Below are 18,824 nucleotides of genomic sequence, written 5' to 3' on the forward strand. Positions count from 1 at the left end.
AGGGCAGGATGAGCGGCATGAGCGAGCGCAGCGGCATTCCCGGCGAAGGTCTGGTGAAGGGGCTGGCGGTCACGCTGAAGACGATGACCCGCCGGTCGACGACCCAGCAGTACCCGGACGTCGCCCCCGAGTTGCCGCCCCGCTCCCGGGGCGTGATCGCGCTGCTGGCGGAGAACTGCACGGTCTGCATGCTCTGCGCCCGGGAGTGCCCGGACTGGTGCATCTACATCGACTCCCACAAGGAGGAGGTGGCGGTGCCCGGCGCCGCCCGCCCCCGCCAGCGCAACGTGCTCGACAAGTTCGACATCGACTTCTCGCTCTGCATGTACTGCGGCATCTGCGTCGAGGTCTGCCCGTTCGACGCGCTCTACTGGTCGCCCGAGTTCGAGTACGCCGAGTACGACATCAAGAACCTGCTGCACGACAAGGACCACCTCGGCCAGTGGATGGCGACCGTCCCGCCGCCGCCCGCGCACGACCACAACGGCGAGCCGGCCAAGGAGGAGTCCACCGCCGCGCGCAAGGCCGCGGCCCCGACCAGCTCCGCCGCCCGCCCCACCGTGGTACGCCCCGAGCCCGGCCCCGCCGCCGACGAAGGTACGACCCGATGACGGGCGCGGATGTGCTGCTGTTCGCCCTCGGCGCGGTGGCGGTCGGGGCGGGCGTGCTCGTGGTGGCCACCAGGCACCTGGTGCGGGCCGGCCTCTACCTGGTGGTCTGCCTCGGCGCACTGGCCGGCGACTACCTGGTGCTCACCGCCGAGCTGGTCGCCTGGGTGCAGGTGCTGATCTACGTCGGCGCGGTGGTGGTGCTGCTGCTGTTCGCGGTGATGCTGACCCGCGCCCCGATCGGCGCCTCCGACGACCTGGACCGTCCCGGCTGGCCGGCCGCGCTGATCGGCGCGGGCAGCGGGCTGGGGCTGGCCGTGCTGCTGGTCGACGCGTTCCGCTGGTCCCGGGTGGAGCTGCCGGCGGCGGGCACCGCCGAGCGCCTGGGTGAGCAGGTCTTCCGCTCCTGGGTGCTGCCGTTCGAGGTGCTCTCGGTGCTGCTGCTGGCCGCCCTGGTCGGCGCGATCGTGCTCTCCCGCCCCGACATCGGTCGCCGCCCCGACGCGGCGGCCGCCGCTGCCGACGAGGGTGGCCGCCGGTGAGGCCGGTCATCCCGTACGTCACCGCCGCGCTGCTGTTCGGCCTCGGCGTCTACGGCGTGCTGCGCCGCCGCAACGCGGTGCTGCTGCTGATGGCGGTCGAGTTGATGCTCAACGCGGTCAACCTGATCCTGGTCACCGCCGACACCACGGCGAAGGCCGCCCTGCCGCACGGCGGGCAGGTCTTCGCGCTCTTCGTGATCGTGCTGGCCGCCGCCGAGATCGGCGTCGGCCTGGCCATCGTGCTCCAGCTCTACCGGCTGCGGGCCAGCGTCGCGGTGGACGAGGTGCCGCTCACCGAGCCGCCGGCGCTGGTGCCGGCCACGACGACCGGCGCCGGCCCGTCGACCGGGCCGGCCGGGGTGGCCGCCAACGGGCCGGAGGGGGAGAAGTGACCGGGCTGCTCGGGGCCGCGCTGCCGGCCGTACCCCTGGTCGCGGGACTGACCGGCCTGCTGCTGCCGCCCTCGCCGCGCGGCGCGACCACCGGGGAGGACCGGGCCCGGCGGGTCGCGATCGGCCTCGGGGTGGCCGGCGCGGCCGGGGCGCTGCTGATCGCGTTGGTCCTGCTGGCCCGGGTCGGCGACCCGGTCGAGACCTCCGCCACCTGGATCGACCTGGGCGGCCTGTGGGTCACCCTCGGGGTCCGGCTGGACGGCGTCGGCGTCCTGGTCGCGGTGGCCGTCGCGGCGGTCGCCCTGGCCGTGCAGGTCTACTCCACCGCCTACCTGAAGCGGGGCCCGCACGACGACGTCGAGGTCGACCACCGCTACCCGCCGTACGCGGCGCAGATCAGCCTCTTCACCGCCGCGATGCTGCTGGTGGTGGTCGCCGGCGACCTGATCATGCTGCTGGTCGGCTGGGAGGTGATGGGCCTCTGCTCCTACCTGCTGATCGCCCACGACCGGCGGCTGCCCGAGGCGCCGGCCGCCGCGATGAAGGCGTTCCTGGTCACCCGGGTGGGTGACGTCGGCTTCCTGCTCGGCATCGCGCTGCTCGGGGTCTCGGCGGGCAGCTTCCGGATCGCCGACGTGCTCGCCCACGACCACGCCACCGGCACCCTCACCGCCGCCTGCCTGCTGCTGCTGGCCGGGGTGGCCGGCAAGAGCGCGCAGTTCCCGCTGCACACCTGGCTGCCGGACGCGATGGCCGGTCCGACTCCGGTCTCCGCCCTGATCCACGCGGCCACCATGGTCGCCGCCGGCGTGTACGCGGTCGCCCGGCTCTACCCGCTGTTCGCGGTCACCCCGACCGCGCTGGCCGTGCTCGGGGTGATGGCCTCGATCACCCTGTTGCTCGGTGCCGTCGCGGCGACCGCGCAGGACGACCTCAAGCGGGTGCTCGCCTGGTCGACGGTCTCCCAGATCGGCTACATGACCGGGGCGCTCGCCGTCGGGGCACCGGCCGCCGCGCTGTTCCACCTGCTCACCCACGCCGCCTTCAAGGCGATGCTCTTCCTCGCCGCCGGCGCGGTGATCCACGCCGTCGGCACCACGCTGATGTCCCGGATGGGCGGCCTGCGCCGGGACATGCCGGTGACCTTCTGGTGCACGCTGATCGGTCTCGGCGCGCTGGCCGGGGTGCCGCCGCTGTCGGGCTTCTGGAGCAAGGACGGCGTGCTCGCCGTCGCCGAGTCCGCCGCGCTGGACGGCTCCGGCCCCGCGCCGGCCTGGGTCGGCTGGCTGGTCTGGCTGGCCGGGCTGCTCGGCGTCGTGGTCACCGCCTGGTACGCCACCCGGCTGCTGCTGCGCACCTTCCTCGGTGAGCCGCGAATGCCGCTGCTGCGCCCGCACGACCCGCCCGCCGCGATGCGCTGGCCGGTGCTGCTGCTGGCGGTCCCGGCCGCGCTGCTCGGGCTGGTCGGCCTCGTCCAGCCCTTCGCGGATCGGCTGCTCCTCCCGGCCGGGCCGACCCTGCCGCCGGGCGAGGCGCTGCTGGTCCACCTCGGGCCGGCGCTGCTGCTGCCGACCGTGCTGCTGCTGGTCGGGGCCGGGGTGGCCTGGGCCGGCTGGCGCCGGGACCGGGCCGCCGACCCGGCTCGGGCGCTGGGTCCGCTGCGGCCGGTCTTCGCGGCCGCGTTCCGGCTCGACGACGTCCAGCACGCCCTCGTCGTACGCCCGGTGCGGGCGCTCGCCCGGGTCGCGCGTACCGGTGACGAGGTGGGAGTGGACGGCCTGGTGGAGGGCAGCGGCCGGGGCGCGTCCGGCCTCGGCGCCGGCCTGGCCGCGTTGCACCGGGCGGCGCTGCCCCGCGCGGCGGCTGCGGTGCTGGCCGGCGCGCTGCTGATCGGGGTGGCCGCCGTCCTGATCGGAGGGGCACCGTGAGCGCGAGGAGTGAGCCGGTGTTGCGAGCCCCGCAGTCGCGAACCGAGGAGAAGCCATGAGCCTCGGAGAGTTCCTGCTGGTCGCGGTGCTGGCCCTGCCGGCGGTCGGGGCGGTCCTGGTGGCCGCGACGCCCCGGGACCGGGCGGCCCGGCTGGTCGCCACGGCGGTCGCCGCGCTGACCCTGGTCGGCGCGGTGCTGCTGGTGCTGGGCGACCACGGCTGGTTCGGCTACGGCCCGGCGCCGGCGGTGCAGCCCTGGCACCAGCTCGACCTGCCCTGGGTGCCCGGCCTGGACCTGCGCTTCCACCTCGGCGTGGACGGGATCTCCTGGCCGCTGGTGGCGCTGACCGCCCTGCTCACCCTGCTCTGCTGCGGCTACACCCTCTGGCGGGTGCCGGCCGGCGGGAGCGGGCGGGCGCTGGTGGCGTTGCTGCTGGTCGTCGAGGTGGGCATCCTCGGCACCTTCCTCGCCCTCGACCTGGTCCTCTTCTTCGTCTTCTTCGAGGTCGTCCTGCTCCCCATGTACGCGATCATCGCGGGCTGGGGCGGTGACGACCGGCGCCGGGCGGCGCGGAAGTTCGTCCTCTACACGCTCTTCGGCTCGGTGCTGCTGCTGGTCGGCGTCTACGTGGTGGTCGCCGCCGCCGGCACCGCCGACATCGTCGCGCTCACCGGTGGGTCCGGGCTGTCCCGGGGCGCCCAGCTGGCCGCGTTCACCCTGCTGGGGCTCGCCTTCGCGGTGAAGGCCCCGCTCTGGCCGCTGCACTCCTGGCTGCCCGACGCGCACACCCAGGCGCCCACCGTCGGCAGCGTGATCCTCGCCGGGGTGCTGCTCAAGATGGGCACGTACGGCCTGATCCGGGTCGCGGTCGGGGTCGCCCCCGAGGGGGCCCGCTGGGCCGCGCCGGCGCTCGGCGTGCTCGCCGTCGCGGCGATCCTGGTCGGCTCGCTGGTCTGCCTCGCACAGGACGAGCTGAAGCGGCTGATCGCGTACTCCAGCGTCGGGCACATGGGCTTCGTGCTGCTCGGGGTGGCCACGCTGACCGCCACCGGCATCCAGGCGGCCCTGATCGGCAACATCGCGCACGGGGTGATCACCGGCCTGCTCTTCTTCCTCGCCGGGGCGGTCAAGGACCGTACGCACACCGGCGCGCTCGCCGAGCTGTCCGGGCTGCGGGAGACCGCGCCCCGGCTCGCCGGGCTGCTCGGCTTCGCCGCGGTGGCCTCGCTCGGCCTGCCGGGGCTGGCCGGCTTCTGGGGCGAGGCGTTCGCCGTGATCGCCGCCGTCCGGCGGGGCGGGCCGCTCTGGACCACCCTGGCCGTGCTGGCCGCGGTCGGCGGGGCGCTCACCGCCGCGTACTTCCTGCGACTGCTGCGGCAGGTCACCCACGGCCGGCCCAGCCCGGCGGTGGGCCGGCTCGCGCCCGGGCTGGCCGGGGCCGAGCTGACCGCCTGGGCGCCGCTGGTGCTGCTCGCCCTCGCGGTCGGCCTGGCGCCCACGCTCGTGCTCGGCCTCGCCACCGGCCCGGTGGACGCCCTGGTGGGAGTGTTCCGGTGAGCGGTCGGACCGAACGTGGCGAGGTGGCGGCATGAGTCTCGTGCAGAGCGTGGACAACGTGGCGCTGGTGCCGGCGTACCTGGCCGCCGGCACCGCCGTACTCGTGCTCCTGGCCGACCTGCTGGTGGCCCGGCGCGGCGCGACGGTGACCGTGGCCGCCCTGGGCGCCGTCGCCACCGCCGTCGGCGCGACGCTGGTCGGTACGGGGCAGACCCGGCGGACGTTCTGCGTCGGCGCTGACTGCTCCTGGGTTCTCGACGACCGGGCGGCCCTGGTCGCCGCCGTCTTCGCCCTGCTCACCCTCGGGGTGCTCGGGCTCTCCGGGCCGCTGCTGCGGGACGGGCCGACGCCGCCGGGGGAGTTCTGCTTCCTGCTCGCCTGCTCGATGACCGGTGGCGTGGTGCTCGGCGCCGCCGGTGACCTGATCACCCTGATCGTCGCGCTGGAGACGCTCACCCTGCCGCTGTACGTGCTGGTCGGGTTGCGCCGGGGCAGCCTGGCCAGCGCCCAGGCCGCGGTCACCTTCTTCGTGGTCAGCGTGGTCGCGGCAACCCTGACCCTGCTCGGTGCGGCGCTGCTCTACGCGGTCACCGGCGGGCTGCACCTTGACCAGCTCGGCGCGATCCTCGGCGAACGCCCGGAGCTGCTCGACCTGCCGCTGGCCACCGCCGCCGTCGCGCTGGTGGTGCTCGGGCTGGCCTTCAAGGTGGCGGCGGTGCCGTTCCACGCCTGGGCGCCGGTCACCTACGACGGCGCGCCGCTGCCGGTGGCGGCGTACCTCTCCACCGCCTCCAAGCTCGGCGGGGTGGTCGCCCTGCTCGCCGTGGTGCAGCGCGCGCTGCCGGCCGACGTCACCGGCCCGGTGCTCGCCCTGCTCGCCGTGCTGACCATGACGGTCGGCAACCTGGTGGCGCTGCGCCAGCGGCGTACGGTCCGGCTGCTCGCCTGGTCGTCGGTGGCCCAGGCCGGCTACATCCTGGCCCCGCTGGGCGCGTTGGCGCTGGCCGCCGGGCGCACCGACGAGGCCCGGGCGGGGGCGTACGCCGCCGCGGTCGCGTACGCGGTCTTCTTCGTCGTGCTGGAGCTGGCGGCCTTCGCGGCGCTGGTGGCGCTGCGCCCGACCGGCGCGGACGGCGGCACGGTCGACGAACTGCGTGGCGAAGCCCGCCGGCACCCGTGGGTGGCGGGGGCCCTCGCGCTGGCGCTGATCGGCCTGGCCGGCCTGCCGCCCGGGCTGGCCGGGCTCTTCGCCAAGGTCGCCGTGGTCCGGTCGCTGCTGTCCGGCGGCGCGGGCTGGCTGGCCCTGGTGGTGGCGGTCAACGCGGTGATCGGCCTGGCCTACTACCTGCGCCTCGCCGCCACCCTGTACGGCGGAAACGGCGAGCCGGCCGCCCCCGACGGCCGGCCGGCCACCCGTGCGGCCTGGCCGGTCACCGCGGCGCTGGCCCTCGCCACCGCCGTCGCCCTGGTGGTCGGCTTCGCCCCGCAGCTCGTCCTCGACCTCGCCGCCCGCTGACCACTTTCCCCGCCGCCGTCCCGGTACGGCCCCGCCGTCCCGGTACGGCCCCGCCGCGCACTTCGCGGCCTGTCGCGGTGCCCCGGCCGAGGGATACCGCGACCTGCCGCGAGCCCGGTCCGAGGGGGCTCGCAGCCGGCGTACAGCGACTTCCAGTCAACTCACAGCCATGCGCAGGATGGTTGACGGGTACCGGTGACGTTGGACCGGTCAGCGGGTCCCGCGCGGCCCGCGCACCGAAGGAGCGATCGTGCATCACAACCGTCTGAAGACCGCAGCGCTGCTCGGCCTGTTGACCTCGCTGATCCTCGCGGTCGGCTACTGGTTCGGCGGCAGCGGCGGCCTCGTCATCGCCGTCGTCGTCTCGTTGCTGATGAACGGCGTCACCTACTTCTACTCCGACAAGCTGGCGCTGCGCTCGATGCGCGCGCAACCGGTCACCGAGGCGGAATTCCCCGAGCTGTACCGGATGGTCCGTGAGCTGGCCACCGAGGCGCGGCAGCCGATGCCCCGCCTGTACGTCAGCCCGACCTCGCAGCCCAACGCGTTCGCGACCGGGCGTAACCCGGCCAACGCGGCGGTCTGCGTCACCCAGGGCATCACCGAGATCCTGGACTACCGCGAGCTGCGCGGGGTGATCGGGCACGAGCTGTCGCACGTCTACAACCGGGACATTCTCATCTCCAGTGTGGCGGCCGGTCTGGCCGGCATCATCACCATGCTGGCCAACATCGCCTGGTTCATCCCGCTGGGCGGTGGCGACGACGAGGACGCCCCGAACCCGGCCGTGCTGCTGCTCACCCTGATCCTCGGCCCGATCGCGGCCACCGTGATCCAGCTCGCGATCAGCCGGAGCCGGGAGTTCCAGGCCGACGCCTCCGGCGCCCAGCTCACCCGGGACCCGCTGGCCCTGGCCAGCGCCCTGAAGAAGATCCACATGGGTACGCAGACGCGTCCGCTGCCCGCGCAGGGTCAGTTGACCAGCACCGCCCACCTGATGATCGACAACCCGTTCAAGCGGGGCGGCGGCATCGCCGCGCTCTTCTCCACCCACCCCCGGATGGAGGAGCGGGTCGCCCGGCTGGAGCAGATGGCCGCCAACAGCGGCCCGGTGCAGTTCCGCTGACGTCCGACACCTCCGCCCGCGTCCGGTCCGCCGGACGCGGGCGGAGCCGTGTCCGAGCGCACTAAACCGTTTCCCCCACGCCGAGTCCGGCGTTAGGGTCGAAACGTCTCCCACTCATTACACCCTCTGGAGGTCGAGCGTGGCCGCACTGCGCCAGTACCTGGGCGTCTGGCGGATCCCCGGCGCGCCGATGCTGCTGATCCCCGGCATCATCGGGCGACTCGGGATCGGCATGACGCCGCTGGCGCTGCTGCTGGTGGTGGAGCAGGTGACCGGGCGATACTCGCTCGCCGCGGTCGCCGGGGGCATCTACGCCCTCTCCGGCGCCGCGCTCAGCCCCGTGGCCGGCCGGATCGCCGACCGGATCGGTCCCACCCCGGTGCTGCTGGCCACCGCCGTCGCCCACCCCTTCGCGCTCTTCGGGCTGCTCTGGGCGAGCCGCTCCGAGGCCGGCGGCCTCGGCCTGATCTACCTGGCCGCCGGGGTCGCCGGTGCGACGTACCCGCCGCTGAGCGCCGCGATCCGGGGCGCCTGGAACGACCTCACCGGCCCGAACTCCGGGCGGTACCACCTGCGCAACACCGCGCTGGCCGCCGAGACCTCGCTCTTCGAGATCGTCTTCGTGCTCGGCCCGCTGCTGGTGGCCGGCTTCGTGCTGGTCGCCGACGCCGCCGCCGCGCTGGTCGGCGCCGCGGTCGTCACCCTGGTCGGCACCGGGGCGGTGGCGCTGGGGCGGGTGATGCGCGGCTGGCAGCCGCACTCGCGCGAGCACCACGCCAAGGGGCTCGGCCCGCTGCGGGTGGGCGGCTTCCCCGCGCTGCTGGTCTGCGTCGCCAGCCTCGGCATCGCGTTCGGCGCGGCCGGGGTGATCGTGCCGGCCTTCGCCGGCAACCAGGCCACCGACGACCCGGAGAGCCTCGCCGGCGTCCTGCTCGCCGTCTGGGGGGTCGGCAGCGCCGCCGGCGGCCTCTGGTTCGGCGTACGCAAGCCGTCGGCGAACATGACCCGCCAGTTCGCCTGGCTGCTCGGCGCGGTGGCCGGCAGCTTCGCCGTCTTCGCGGTGATGCCCGCCCCGGCGGCGCTGGGCGTCGCGCTGGTGGTCGGCGGGGCCACCATCGCGCCCGCCCTCACCCTGGAGAACACCCTGGTCGGGCGGATCGCCCCGACCGGCATGCTCAACGAGGCGTACACCTGGGTGGTGACCATGTCGGTGGCGGCGAGCGCCGCCGGCGGCGCGGTGGCCGGGCTGATCGTCGACCACACCGGCGGCGTGCCGTGGGCGTTCCTCTTCGCGGGGGCCGCCGTCGCCGTCGGCGCCGTGGTCGCCGCGATGCCCGCCGGGCCGATCGCCCGGGCCGAGGCGACAGCGGTACGCGCCGAGCAACTCACCCCGGTCTGACCGGCCGCCCGGCCGGCGGAGTCGCGGCCGTCCCCGCAAGGAACGGCCGCGACGGTCTGCATCCCGCTGATCGGGGTACGGCGTCCGCATGTTCGTCTTCTTCTCGAACCGGGTGGGTTGCCTCGGTTCCGTGCTGATCAGCGCGATCCTGACCGTGGTGCTGCTGTTGATCTTCTCGCGCTGAGCGGCCCGCGGCCGGGGCGCTATCGTCGCCGCATGCCCGAACTGATCGCGCCCACCGTCAGCCTGCACACCGCCTGGCTCGATGCACGTGACGAGTGGGGCCCCGGCGTCCACGAGGACGGTTTCGGACTGCGGCCGTCGGATGAGGTGGACTCGCCGGCCGGGTTCGCGGCCTGGGTGGCCCGGCTGGCTGACCAGTCGGACCCGGCGAAGCCGGTGGACGCCGGCCGGGTGCGTTGCACGTACCGATGGATCGTGGAGGGTGACCGGGTGCTCGGCGGGATCGCCCTGCGGCACGAGCTCAACGACTTCGTGCTGCGGGTCGGACATATCGGTTACGGCATCCGGCCGTCGGCGCGCCGGCGAGGGCTGGCCACCTGGGCGCTGGGCCGGATGCTCGGCGAGGCGCAGGTGCTCGGCCTGGACCGGGTGCTGATCATCTGCGAGGTGGACAACATCGCCTCGGCGAAGACGATCGAGCGGCACGGCGGCGTGCTTGAGGACGTCCGGGACACCGAACACGGCACCGTGCGGCGTTACTGGATCAAGTTCTGACCCACAGCCTCCGCCCGGGCCCAAGCGGCGATCTTTGGGTGCTAGGAACGAACCTCATCTATCCAGCGGACCCGGGGCCTTGATCCGCTTAGGCTGATACTGAGGTACGGCATGGCGTAGTGGGTGCGCCCACCACTCCGGCGGAGGGTTGATATGCGGACGATCCTGTGGGTCATCCTGGCTGTCATCTGGGTCGCCATCGCGTTCTGGCCGGCCCGCGTCGCGAACCGCAAGGGCCACAGCTTCATCGGCTTCTTCATCCTCAGCCTGATCTTCTGGCCGTTGGCGCTGATCGCCGCATATGCAGTCAGGGACCGTCGACCGGTCGCCGCAGCACGTTGAACACTCGGCAACACGCGGACCAGCAAGGACAGCGATGTAGCCGGGGACCACATGGGGGACCCTCACGCCTCGCGCGATGCCAAGCGCGGTCCGCTCGGCCCTCAGCCTGGCTGCCGACAGCAGCGGTGACAGCAACGGGTCCGGACTCGACGATAGGGCCAGCGGCTGCCCGCTTCAGGACTGCAACCAGGACGAGGACGAAGGGCGAACGGAGCTAGACAAGCCTGTCCGAGGCGAGACGGTAACGGTCTGATCTGCAAGATCCGGAACATGCGCGGAATGATCAAGCACATCGCTGGCGAGCCGTTGCCCGTATGCGCTGGTAGGCGAAGGGTGTGTGCAGTGAGCGTTACTCCCTTCCTGAACCGTGTGCCGGTCCACTTGGTCCTCGCGCACGCGGAACAGCGTCTGCCCATCCGCAGGCTCCGCTTCAACGTTTGACTAGTGGTAATACCACGATCAGCCGTTGCGTGGGGCGTACATGATGACGGCGACGCCGACGAGGCAGATGGCTGCGCCGATGAGGTCGTAGCGGTCGGGGCGGAACTTGTCGACGACCATCCCCCAGGCGAGGGAGCCGGCGACGAAGACGCCGCCGTAGGCGGCGAGGATGCGGCCGAAGTTGGGGTCGGGTTGGAAGGTGGCGACGAAGCCGTAGAACCCGAGCGCAATGACTCCGGCCGCTATCCACAGCAGCCCTCGGTTTTCACGCCAGCCCTGCCACACCAGCCAGGCGCCGCCGATCTCGGCGAGCGCGGCGAGCAGGAACAGCAGGATTGAGCGAGCAACCGTCATGCATCGGACCGTAGTTGGACCACCTGGCGGTCGTGCTGGTCGGGCTGGCCGCAGGAGCAGTTGCCGCCAGCGCAGCCGGTGGTGTGGCGGCGTTTGCTGGCCCACCACCAGCACAGGCCGGCGAGCACCGCCAGGGCGACGGCGACGCCGGGCAGGAAACGGTTGATTGCGGCCCAGCCGGCACCGCCGAGGATCCCGGCGGCGAGCAGCGCCGGCAGCACGCAGCAGGCGGCGCAGGCGGCTCCCGCGAGTCCCGTCATGCCGGAAGGCAGGAGACGGCGCAGTCGGTCAGCAGGTGTCGGCACGATCGTTCCTCTCGACCAGTTCAGCGAAGGGCAGGGGGCAGCAGGGGCTACCGGCGCAGGCGACCAGATCGTCACAACCGGCTGAGATGGCGGCCCGCAGGGTGTCACGGATGACCGTCAGGTCAGCGAGCTTTTGCTCCACCTCGATGAGCTTCTCCCTGGCACGTGCCTGTAGGCCGCTGTCCGGTCGGCCGCCGTGCTGATGCCGGCCGGCGTCGAGCAGGTCGGCAACCTCGTTGAGGGTGAAGCCGAGGCATTGCGCGGCCTTGATGACCCGCAGCAGGGTGACCGATTCGGCCGGGTAGAGCCGGTGCCCACCCGGCGACCGCTGCGGTGAGTCGAGCAGGCCCCGGCGCTCGTAGTAGCGCAGCGTCTGCTGGTTGACCCCGGCAGCGTCGGCCAGCTGGCCGCTGCGCAAGCCCGACCCGGTCATCCCTGATCCCGAACAGACGCAGCCCGATCGGCGAGGGCATCGAGCACGTCCACGTGTGCCGCCGGTACCCGGACGTCCAACGCCAGCGTATCCGGGCCGGACCGGGAGAGGTCAAATGCGAAGAACGAGCAGCAAGACGACTCTCGACCAGTCAGATCCCGCGCCGTCTCCTCAACTTGCGCAGCGCCGTCGAGCTGCAACCGCAGATGCTGTGCCGACAGCCGGTCGACGCCCCGCACGGCGTCAGCGAAGAACTGGTCAAACTCGGCGAGCCGCAGCGGCCGTTCGGCCGTCGGCAGGGTGCAGGCATCCGGCACCCAGGCGTCGTCCGTCGTGATGTGGTGGTCACTCATACGCCGACGGTAAGCCTGTACCTAGGTATCAGATGCAAGCCCGAGGTGGAGTTCTCCGCCCAGTGGAGGTCGTCAGGCCGCCAGGCCGTCGCCAGGCCGTCGGAGGCCGGACATGGACGACCAACGACGACCGCGGGCGACGACGTGTATACGCAGGTAGCCGAGCGTGACCTGAGCGACGGCCAGCGGGGCCTCCGCAGCCTTACCTGTAGTTGGTGAACTGCAGGGCCACGCCGAAGTCATCGCCCTTGAGTAGCGCGATGACGGCCTGAAGGTCGTCCTTCTTCTTGCCGGTGACCCGGAGCTGGTCGCCCTGGATCTGGGCCTGGACGCCCTTCGGGCCCTCGTCGCGGATCTTCTTGCTGATCGCCTTGGCCTTGTCCGAGTCGATGCCCTGGATCACCTTGGCGTCGATCTTGAAGATCTTGCCCGAGGCGCGGGGGTCACCCGCGTCCAGCGACTTCAGCGAGATGTTCCGCTTGACCAGCTTCTCCTTGAAGACGTCCAGCGCGGCCCGGACCCGCTCCTCGGTCTCCGCCTGGAGGCTGATCGCCTCCTCGCCCGACCAGGAGATCTCCGCGCCGGTGCCGCGGAAGTCGAACCGCGTCGCGAGCTCCTTCTCCGCCTGGCGGAGGGCGTTGTCGACCTCCTGGCGGTCGGCCTTGCTCACGATGTCGAACGACGGGTTCGCTGCCATGCTCATGCTCCTGCTGTCCGGCGGTCAGTCACGTACGGTCGCCCGCCGACCAGCGGCACGACCCCCTGACGGTACCCGCTTGCGACCGCCCCGGGGGCAACCGCTATCCTTGTCTCCGCTGCCGCGCGCGAGTGCGGTGGTATGCCCTGGCGGGTTGCCCGAGCGGCCAATGGGAGCGGACTGTAAATCCGTCGCGAAAGCTTCAGAGGTTCGAATCCTCTACCCGCCACCAGGTGCACAAAGAGGCCCCTGACCAGCGCGAACGCCGGTCAGGGGCCTCTTTCGTGAGTCTCACTCAGTCCCGCTCTAGCCCGCTCGATCTCGCTGGCTGTGTCACATACGTGTCACCGAGATCAACTCGGCTCGGCGGCACCCGCCGGGGCTATCGGCCCCGGGGCGGTCTGGGCTAGCGCCGCTTCGATCCGGCGGCGTGCGGCCTCTTCCTGGCCGTAGACGCACCTGGCGTAGACCCGCATCAGGACGTGCACGCTGTGCCCGGCCCACTCGGCTTCCTGCGTCGCCGGTACCCCGGCGTTGAGCCAGAGCGACACGGCGGCGTGCCGCAGGTCGTACGGACGCCGGGCCAGTGGCGAGCGGTGCTGCGCCGGGGTGAGCACCTTCTCCCGGGCGTCCCGCCAGGCCTTCCTGTAGGTGTTGTTCGGGACCGGCTGCCCGGCGGTCGGGACGTACCGCCCACCCGGGCCGCGCCGGGTTACGAACAGCCTGCCGTTCGACCCCGCCGGGTACTCGCCGATGTGGTAATCGAGTAGCCGCACCAGCGGGGGGGGGGGGCACGTCTCGGGTAGCTGTCTTGGCCCGGTGCTTGAGCCCTCGGTCTTCGGCGGTGTCGTCGCCGTCGCCCCAGTCCGGGCCCACGGCGACCGTCGAGCCGGTCAGGTGCAGCACGCCCCAACGCTCGTAGACGCCACGACCGCAAGGTGAGGGGTAACGCGATCATGGAACGAGGTTACCGGCCCGAAGGACAAGAAGACGCAATTCTTCGGCTCCGGCTGACGACCGCGACCTCAACCGCGCGCAGGACAGCGAGCTGGCAGACCGCCTTCGCCATGCCGAGGCCCGCAGAGATGACCCGGTTCCTCGCCTGCCATGCGAGAAGCAATGTCACAGGTTCGCGGCAATCACGCACAGGATCAACGCCGGGATCTGGGTGGGAACCAAGACCCACAGCCATCCTAGATCGAGAGGAAATGTCCGCGCTCGTTTCGGCTGACGTTCATCGTAGACGACACGACCATATGACCCACCTGCCCTCGGGGGCAATTTTGGAGTGCCGATCATCTGGAGATTCCCGTGGTGGTCCTTGAATGTGAGGAGATATCCGCGACTCCCATTGGTCCATGTTTCCTCGACCGCAATAATCTCCGTAACCACACCTCGGCGCTTCAAAATCCAGAGCACCCACGGCCAATAGAGCCCGAACCCGGAAGAGGCTGCGGCCATAGTCAGCAGAATACCCTGGACAATCAGAGTCCCCATGGAGGCGAGCGTACCGCCATGGACACTGAGGTGATCTCAGCAAGGTTCGGCGGCCGAGTGGGGGTGACACGGGCGTAACGTCCATACCGGACGGTGTTGGATATGGACGTGGAGCCATCGATAGACAGGTTCTTGCGACAGAGTCCAGTCTTCGAGAGGGCTCCACGTGATCGCCTATTCTGCCAGGCTCGACGTGCCCAGGGAACTCGTACAGCATGTGGCGCGGCTGCTTCGTGCCGAGCGTCGGGTGGTGGGCACCCGACCGGGAACCCGTGCGGTGACGTGCTTCTACCAGGCGATCCTGGTGTTGGTGTGGTTTCGCAAGGGTGAGGACAAGGCCACCCTCGGGGCGGGGTTCGGGGTCTCGCGGGCTACGGCCTACCGGTACGTTGCCGAGGCCGTGCGGGTCCTGGCGGCGCAGACACCCACCCTGCATGAGGCGTTGCGGCGGGTCGCCGCCGACGGCTGGTCGCACGTGATCCTCGACGGGAAGCTGTTCGACACCGACCGCCTCGCCGAGACCACCGTGAGCGTGAAAGGCGACACGATCGACGCGTGGCACTCCGGGAAACACCGCGACTTCGGGGCGAACATTCAGGCGGTGATGCGCCCCGACGGGCTCCCGATCTGGACCTCGGATGCGATGCCCGGACATCTGCATGACCTGACCTGCGCCCAGCGTTTGGACGTCACCGGAGCCCTCTACTGGGCGGCCTCCGAACTGCGGCTGCCGACCCTGGCGGACTCAGGCTACGAAGGCGTCGGCCAGGGCATCCACGCTCCGTGCAAGCAGCCCGCCGCCGGCCGCCGGCTCGCCGTCGACAACTGGACCTACAACTCCGTCCTTCGATCCATGCGGTGCCTCGGAGAACGCGGCTTCGCGATCCTCGTCGGCCGCTGGCGGACCCTGCGTCACAGCACAGCCAGCCCACGGCAGGCCGGCGACATCGTCCGCGCCGCTCTCCACCTCACCCATTTCGAATACCGATACCTACCGGATTCTTGTTGAGATCACGTCACTGCGCGAGAAGACCGGAGGGATGATGAGTGATTCTCCCATCTGGGACAAAATACATCAACCCGACGCCGACATAGCTGCACTTCAGCCCACCCAGAAAGGCTGGCTACCCAAATGGCTTGATGAGCACCTGAAGAAGTGGGTGGCGGCGAATAACCAACTGATCTACGAGAGCACCCAGGCATTCAAGGTCGACCCGAGCGCCATCAACATCTCTCCCGAGCTGGTCCAGGTGAACGCAAGGGGCGTCACCGTCCTCGGCGTCGAGGTTTCAAGTTTCCGGGGATCGGCCGGCTGGAGAATTCTCCCCTGTCCGCCGAATACCGACGGAATCAGCGGGATTCTCTGGCCAGACAGACAGAGTTGGCTCGGCGCCGGCCGGAAGGGCTACGCCTGCCTGTTGCGTGAGGCCGTGTCGCATGTGTGTCGCCACCAGGGCGAGACAGCCCGTCTGGCCAGGTCAGGGCTTCGAGTGTGGCGCTCTGCAAATCCGTCGCGAAAGCTTCAGAGGTTCGAATCCTCTACCCGCCACCAGGTGCGATCACGGCCCCTGACAGCAGAAATGCGGTCAGGGGCCGATTTGGTCTGGTCCCGCTGAGTCCAGCCCTCGCCCGCCGTCGCTCATGCTCCGCCGGTGCTGCTGCCCGAGTGGACGAGGGTGCTGCCGGTGGAGGTCATCGGCTCGCACCGGGTGCTTCGGACAGGTTGCGGTCGATGTGGTCGGCGTGGAACAGGGCCTGCCGTAGCAGCCGCCGAACGTGCTCGTCGGCGGCGGAATAGAACACGAAGGTTCCCTCACGGCGGCCCTTGACCAGGCCGGCGAGCCGGAGCTTGGCCAGATGCTGGCTGACTGCCGTGGGGGCGGCTCCGGCCAGTTCGGCGAGGCAGGCGACGGAGGATTCGCCCTGCAGCAGCGCCCACAGGACCTTGATCCGGGTGGGGTCGGCCAGGAGTCGGAACGTCTCGGCCGCCAGGTGCACCTGCTCCTCGTTGGGCATGTCGAAATCAGGCAGCGACGTGTGCATCGCCTCAGCGTACCGGCTATCTCGCTGCTTGCGTAGCTGCGTGAATGCGCATATAGGATGCCCAGGTGACGACAAGCCTTCAGGATCCGTCTACCGCCCAGCACCTGCCACCGGCGGACTCGCGTCGCCGTGGCCAGCGGCGCACTGTCCTCTGGTCGCTGCCGGAGGTCCGGTGGGCCGCCGCGGCGACCGGCCTGTTCACGCTGGGGGTGTTGGCCCAGCTGACCGGGAGTCCCGACTGGCTGTGGTGGGCGTTGTACCTGGCCTGCTACGCCGCCGGCGGATGGGAGCCGGGCTGGGCCGGATTGCAGGCGCTGCGCGAACGGAAGCTGGACGTCGACCTGCTGATGATCCTGGCGGCGGTCGGCGCGGCGTCGATCGGGCAGGTCCTCGACGGGGCGCTGCTCATCGTCATCTTCGCCACCTCCGGCGCGCTGGAAGCGATCGCCACCAAGCGCACCGAGGACTCCGTCAGCGGCCTGCTCGACCTCGCCCCCGAGACGGCCACCCGCCTCACCGCGGCCGGTGAGGAAACGATCGAAGCCGCCGACCTGCAGGTGGGGGACGTCATCCTGGTCCGGCCCGGCGAGCGGATCGGCGCCGACGGCGAGGTCATTCAGGGCGCCAGCGAGGTCGACCAGGCCACGATCACCGGCGAGCCGCTGCCCGTGGACAAGCACCCGGGGCACGAGGTGTTCGCCGGCACCCTCAACGGCACCGGCGCGCTGCGGATCCGGGTGACCCGGCCGGCCAGCGACACGGTCATCGCCCGCATCGTCGCGATGGCGGCTGAAGCCAGTGCCACCAAGGCCCGTGTGCAGCTGTTCATCGAAAAGGTCGAACAGCGCTACTCCGTGGGCATGGTGGCCGCCACGATCGCTCTGTTCGTCATCCCGTTGGCACTGGGAGCAGAGCTGCAACCGACGCTGCTCCGGGCGATGACCTTCATGATCGTCGCCTCGCCCTGCGCGGTGGTGCTGGCCACGATGCCGCCGCTGCTGTCCGCGATCGCCAACGCCGGCCGGCACGGCGTACTGGTGAAGTCCGCAGTGGTGATGGAACAACTCGCCACCGCCACCCAGGTGGCCTTCGACAAGACCGGCACCCTCACCGAAGGCACCCCGCACCTGACCGACATCCGGCTCCTGCCCCACGCCACGGTCACCGAGAACCAACTGCTCGCCCTGGCCGCCGCTGCGGAAAGCTCCTCCGAGCACCCCCTCGCCCGCGCCGTGCTGGCCGCCGCCCGCGAAGCAGGGACCCCGCTACCCGCGACCGAAGCCTTCACCTCGACGCCCGGGCGCGGCGTCACCGCCCGCGTCGGCGGCCACCAGGTCGAAGTGAGCAGCCCCGCCGACCTCCGCGACGGCCGTGAAGACGCGCTGCGCGCTCTCGTCGACGGCCTGGAACAGGCGGGTCGAACGGCGGTCGTGGTGCGCGTGGACGGCGAACCGGTCGGCGTGCTGGGCCTGACCGACAAGCTGCGCCCCGACGCCGCGGACACCGTCGCGCAACTCACCACCCTGACCGGGGTGCGCCCGTTGCTCCTGACCGGCGACAACGCACGCGCCGCCCGACGACTCGCCGCCGAGGTCAGCATCACCGACGTACGCGCCGGCCTGCTACCTGAGGACAAAGTCGCCGCGGTACGGGAGCTGGAGGCCCAGGGGGACCGCGTCGTCCTGGTCGGCGACGGCGTCAACGACGCCCCCGCCCTGGCCGCCGCGCACGTCGGGATCGCCATGGGACGCACCGGCTCCGACCTCGCGCTCGACACCGCCGATACCGTCATCACCCGCGATGAACTCGCCACCCTCCCCGCCGTCATCGCACTCGCCCGCCGCGCCCGCCGCCTCGTCATCGCGAACCTCGCGATCGCCGGCACCTTCATCGCCGTCCTGGTCACCTGGGACCTCGTCGGCACCCTGCCGCTGCCGCTCGGCGTGGCCGGACACGAAGGCTCCACCATCATCGTCGGCCTCAACGGACTACGCCTGCTCCGCCGCGCCGCCTGGAAGCGGGCAGCAAGCCCAGCAACAGGAGTTGGTGCCAACGACTGATGTCAAGCCGCCCCTGCTACCGCTCCCGGCTCGCTGGCGACATGACCCCGGTCGGGGGCCTGGTCGGCGTAGTCAGCCAGTGTCGACAGGCGTCGCCCTGTGCGGGGGTCACCAGCTGGAAGCACAGGCGCTACAGAGGTTCGAATCCAAGCTCCAGCCGTACGCCCCGGGAGGTTGTGTTTCTATCCTGAGCTGATGGACCTGGAGTTCAGCGGCGATGTGTGGTTCTGGAAGGGCCCGGCGCCATGGCACTTCGTCACCGTTCCGGAAGAGGACTGCTCCGAGTTGACCGCGACCTCGGTGTCCGTTAGCTATGGCTGGGGCATGATCCCGGTCACGGCCCAGATCGGGGAGACCCGGTGGACGACGTCGCTGTTCCCCAAGGACGGGCGCTACGTCGTGCCGGTGAAGGCGGGCGTGCGCGAGGCCGAAGGGCTCAAGGTCGGCGACGTGGTGAAGGTCCGTCTGGTGGTCGACGTCTGACAAGCCGGG

The 18,824-nt window shown here is 71.3% G+C and carries 22 protein-coding genes and 1 tRNA gene; 15 read left to right on the forward strand and 8 right to left on the reverse strand.

Going from position 1 to position 18,824, the window contains the following annotated elements:
- The first annotated feature begins 8 nt into the window (after nt 1-8).
- The 10 genes from AB0I41_RS13940 (at nt 9) to AB0I41_RS13985 (ending at nt 10,149) form a co-directional block, all read left to right on the forward strand.
- Nucleotides 9-611 (forward strand): NADH-quinone oxidoreductase subunit I, encoded by a 603-nt coding sequence (locus AB0I41_RS13940; protein WP_357106333.1) that lies wholly within the window; start codon nt 9-11, stop codon nt 609-611.
- Nucleotides 608-1,150, forward strand: coding sequence for an NADH-quinone oxidoreductase subunit J (locus tag AB0I41_RS13945; protein WP_357106337.1), 543 nt, complete (start codon nt 608-610; stop codon nt 1,148-1,150). Before AB0I41_RS13940 ends, AB0I41_RS13945 begins: the two co-directional genes overlap by 4 nt.
- Nucleotides 1,147-1,542: an NADH-quinone oxidoreductase subunit NuoK gene (nuoK, locus tag AB0I41_RS13950; RefSeq protein ID WP_357106340.1), complete on the forward strand. Its 396-nt coding sequence runs from the start codon at nt 1,147-1,149 to the stop codon at nt 1,540-1,542. Before AB0I41_RS13945 ends, nuoK begins: the two co-directional genes overlap by 4 nt.
- Nucleotides 1,539-3,470, forward strand: coding sequence for an NADH-quinone oxidoreductase subunit L (locus AB0I41_RS13955; protein ID WP_357106343.1), 1,932 nt, complete (start codon nt 1,539-1,541; stop codon nt 3,468-3,470). Before nuoK ends, AB0I41_RS13955 begins: the two co-directional genes overlap by 4 nt.
- A gap of 55 nt (nt 3,471-3,525) precedes the next feature.
- Nucleotides 3,526-5,028: an NADH-quinone oxidoreductase subunit M gene (locus AB0I41_RS13960; RefSeq protein ID WP_357106346.1), complete on the forward strand. Its 1,503-nt coding sequence runs from the start codon at nt 3,526-3,528 to the stop codon at nt 5,026-5,028.
- 31 nt (nt 5,029-5,059) lie between these two features.
- A complete protein-coding gene (locus AB0I41_RS13965) occupies nt 5,060-6,544 on the forward strand; it encodes an NADH-quinone oxidoreductase subunit N (RefSeq protein WP_357106349.1) in 1,485 nt (494 codons plus the stop codon).
- A gap of 250 nt (nt 6,545-6,794) precedes the next feature.
- A complete protein-coding gene (htpX, locus tag AB0I41_RS13970) occupies nt 6,795-7,670 on the forward strand; it encodes a zinc metalloprotease HtpX (protein ID WP_357106352.1) in 876 nt (291 codons plus the stop codon).
- A 139-nt stretch (nt 7,671-7,809) separates the two neighbouring features.
- A complete protein-coding gene (locus tag AB0I41_RS13975) occupies nt 7,810-9,069 on the forward strand; it encodes an MFS transporter (RefSeq protein ID WP_357106354.1) in 1,260 nt (419 codons plus the stop codon).
- Between the two features lie 216 nt (nt 9,070-9,285).
- A complete protein-coding gene (locus AB0I41_RS13980) occupies nt 9,286-9,807 on the forward strand; it encodes a GNAT family N-acetyltransferase (protein WP_357106357.1) in 522 nt (173 codons plus the stop codon).
- A gap of 153 nt (nt 9,808-9,960) precedes the next feature.
- Nucleotides 9,961-10,149 carry a hypothetical protein gene (locus AB0I41_RS13985; RefSeq protein ID WP_357106360.1) on the forward strand — a complete coding sequence of 63 codons (189 nt, stop codon included), beginning with the start codon at nt 9,961-9,963 and terminating at the stop codon, nt 10,147-10,149.
- Nucleotides 10,150-10,608: 459 nt separating this feature from the next.
- Here AB0I41_RS13985 and AB0I41_RS13990 read toward each other — a convergent pair whose 3' ends face one another.
- From AB0I41_RS13990 to AB0I41_RS14010, 5 genes are all read right to left on the reverse strand, one after another.
- Complete coding sequence (locus AB0I41_RS13990) at nt 10,609-10,944, reverse strand: YnfA family protein (RefSeq protein WP_357106363.1); 336 nt, start codon at nt 10,942-10,944, stop codon at nt 10,609-10,611.
- Nucleotides 10,941-11,204 (reverse strand): hypothetical protein, encoded by a 264-nt coding sequence (locus tag AB0I41_RS13995; RefSeq protein WP_357106366.1) that lies wholly within the window; start codon nt 11,202-11,204, stop codon nt 10,941-10,943. The genes AB0I41_RS13990 and AB0I41_RS13995 overlap by 4 nt, the downstream gene beginning before the upstream one ends.
- Before the next feature lie 28 nt (nt 11,205-11,232).
- Entirely contained in the window at nt 11,233-11,682 is a 450-nt protein-coding gene (locus AB0I41_RS14000) for a MerR family transcriptional regulator (protein WP_357106369.1), read from the reverse strand.
- A complete protein-coding gene (locus AB0I41_RS14005; protein WP_357106372.1) occupies nt 11,679-12,035 on the reverse strand; it encodes a hypothetical protein in 357 nt (118 codons plus the stop codon). Before AB0I41_RS14005 ends, AB0I41_RS14000 begins: the two co-directional genes overlap by 4 nt.
- A gap of 202 nt (nt 12,036-12,237) precedes the next feature.
- Complete coding sequence (locus AB0I41_RS14010; RefSeq protein WP_357106374.1) at nt 12,238-12,732, reverse strand: YajQ family cyclic di-GMP-binding protein; 495 nt, start codon at nt 12,730-12,732, stop codon at nt 12,238-12,240.
- 148 nt (nt 12,733-12,880) lie between these two features.
- On the opposite strand from AB0I41_RS14010, the gene AB0I41_RS14015 reads away from it, so the two are divergent.
- A tRNA-Tyr gene (locus tag AB0I41_RS14015) sits at nt 12,881-12,964 on the forward strand.
- 121 nt (nt 12,965-13,085) lie between these two features.
- On the opposite strand, the gene AB0I41_RS14020 is transcribed toward AB0I41_RS14015, so the two are convergent.
- A complete protein-coding gene (locus AB0I41_RS14020) occupies nt 13,086-13,508 on the reverse strand; it encodes a hypothetical protein (RefSeq protein WP_357106376.1) in 423 nt (140 codons plus the stop codon).
- A gap of 346 nt (nt 13,509-13,854) precedes the next feature.
- Nucleotides 13,855-14,229: a hypothetical protein gene (locus tag AB0I41_RS14025; RefSeq protein WP_357106379.1), complete on the reverse strand. Its 375-nt coding sequence runs from the start codon at nt 14,227-14,229 to the stop codon at nt 13,855-13,857.
- 250 nt (nt 14,230-14,479) lie between these two features.
- Between AB0I41_RS14025 and AB0I41_RS14030 the strand changes: the two genes are divergently transcribed.
- Nucleotides 14,480-15,238, forward strand: coding sequence for a transposase family protein (locus tag AB0I41_RS14030; protein WP_357106381.1), 759 nt, complete (start codon nt 14,480-14,482; stop codon nt 15,236-15,238).
- Between the two features lie 34 nt (nt 15,239-15,272).
- Complete coding sequence (locus AB0I41_RS14035; RefSeq protein ID WP_357106385.1) at nt 15,273-15,845, forward strand: hypothetical protein; 573 nt, start codon at nt 15,273-15,275, stop codon at nt 15,843-15,845.
- Between the two features lie 76 nt (nt 15,846-15,921).
- Here AB0I41_RS14035 and AB0I41_RS14040 read toward each other — a convergent pair whose 3' ends face one another.
- Nucleotides 15,922-16,272 (reverse strand): metalloregulator ArsR/SmtB family transcription factor, encoded by a 351-nt coding sequence (locus tag AB0I41_RS14040; protein WP_357106388.1) that lies wholly within the window; start codon nt 16,270-16,272, stop codon nt 15,922-15,924.
- Nucleotides 16,273-16,376: 104 nt separating this feature from the next.
- On the opposite strand from AB0I41_RS14040, the gene AB0I41_RS14045 reads away from it, so the two are divergent.
- Both AB0I41_RS14045 and AB0I41_RS14050 read left to right on the forward strand, forming a co-directional pair.
- Nucleotides 16,377-18,332: a heavy metal translocating P-type ATPase gene (locus tag AB0I41_RS14045; protein ID WP_357106547.1), complete on the forward strand. Its 1,956-nt coding sequence runs from the start codon at nt 16,377-16,379 to the stop codon at nt 18,330-18,332.
- A gap of 195 nt (nt 18,333-18,527) precedes the next feature.
- Nucleotides 18,528-18,815 carry a DUF1905 domain-containing protein gene (locus AB0I41_RS14050; protein ID WP_357106391.1) on the forward strand — a complete coding sequence of 96 codons (288 nt, stop codon included), beginning with the start codon at nt 18,528-18,530 and terminating at the stop codon, nt 18,813-18,815.
- Nucleotides 18,816-18,824 lie beyond the last annotated feature (9 nt).

It is taken from the genome of Micromonospora sp. NPDC050200 (genome assembly GCF_040656135.1).
Lineage (GTDB): Bacteria > Actinomycetota > Actinomycetes > Mycobacteriales > Micromonosporaceae > Micromonospora.

What these genes read in the sequence shown, in the direction of transcription:
- AB0I41_RS13940 (WP_357106333.1), top strand. Translation starts at nt 9, where the DNA reads ATGAGCGGCATGAGCGAGCGCAGCGGCATTCCCGGCGAAGGTCTGGTG.
- AB0I41_RS13945 (WP_357106337.1), top strand. Translation starts at nt 608, where the DNA reads ATGACGGGCGCGGATGTGCTGCTGTTCGCCCTCGGCGCGGTGGCGGTC.
- AB0I41_RS13960 (WP_357106346.1), top strand. Translation starts at nt 3,526, where the DNA reads ATGAGCCTCGGAGAGTTCCTGCTGGTCGCGGTGCTGGCCCTGCCGGCG.
- AB0I41_RS13965 (WP_357106349.1), top strand. Translation starts at nt 5,060, where the DNA reads ATGAGTCTCGTGCAGAGCGTGGACAACGTGGCGCTGGTGCCGGCGTAC.
- AB0I41_RS13980 (WP_357106357.1), top strand. Translation starts at nt 9,286, where the DNA reads ATGCCCGAACTGATCGCGCCCACCGTCAGCCTGCACACCGCCTGGCTC.
- AB0I41_RS13985 (WP_357106360.1), top strand. Translation starts at nt 9,961, where the DNA reads ATGCGGACGATCCTGTGGGTCATCCTGGCTGTCATCTGGGTCGCCATC.
- AB0I41_RS13990 (WP_357106363.1), bottom strand. Translation starts at nt 10,944, where the DNA reads ATGACGGTTGCTCGCTCAATCCTGCTGTTCCTGCTCGCCGCGCTCGCC.
- AB0I41_RS13995 (WP_357106366.1), bottom strand. Translation starts at nt 11,204, where the DNA reads ATGACGGGACTCGCGGGAGCCGCCTGCGCCGCCTGCTGCGTGCTGCCG.
- AB0I41_RS14000 (WP_357106369.1), bottom strand. Translation starts at nt 11,682, where the DNA reads ATGACCGGGTCGGGCTTGCGCAGCGGCCAGCTGGCCGACGCTGCCGGG.
- AB0I41_RS14005 (WP_357106372.1), bottom strand. Translation starts at nt 12,035, where the DNA reads ATGAGTGACCACCACATCACGACGGACGACGCCTGGGTGCCGGATGCC.
- AB0I41_RS14010 (WP_357106374.1), bottom strand. Translation starts at nt 12,732, where the DNA reads ATGGCAGCGAACCCGTCGTTCGACATCGTGAGCAAGGCCGACCGCCAG.
- AB0I41_RS14025 (WP_357106379.1), bottom strand. Translation starts at nt 14,229, where the DNA reads ATGGGGACTCTGATTGTCCAGGGTATTCTGCTGACTATGGCCGCAGCC.
- AB0I41_RS14035 (WP_357106385.1), top strand. Translation starts at nt 15,273, where the DNA reads ATGAGTGATTCTCCCATCTGGGACAAAATACATCAACCCGACGCCGAC.
- AB0I41_RS14040 (WP_357106388.1), bottom strand. Translation starts at nt 16,272, where the DNA reads ATGCACACGTCGCTGCCTGATTTCGACATGCCCAACGAGGAGCAGGTG.
- AB0I41_RS14050 (WP_357106391.1), top strand. Translation starts at nt 18,528, where the DNA reads ATGGACCTGGAGTTCAGCGGCGATGTGTGGTTCTGGAAGGGCCCGGCG.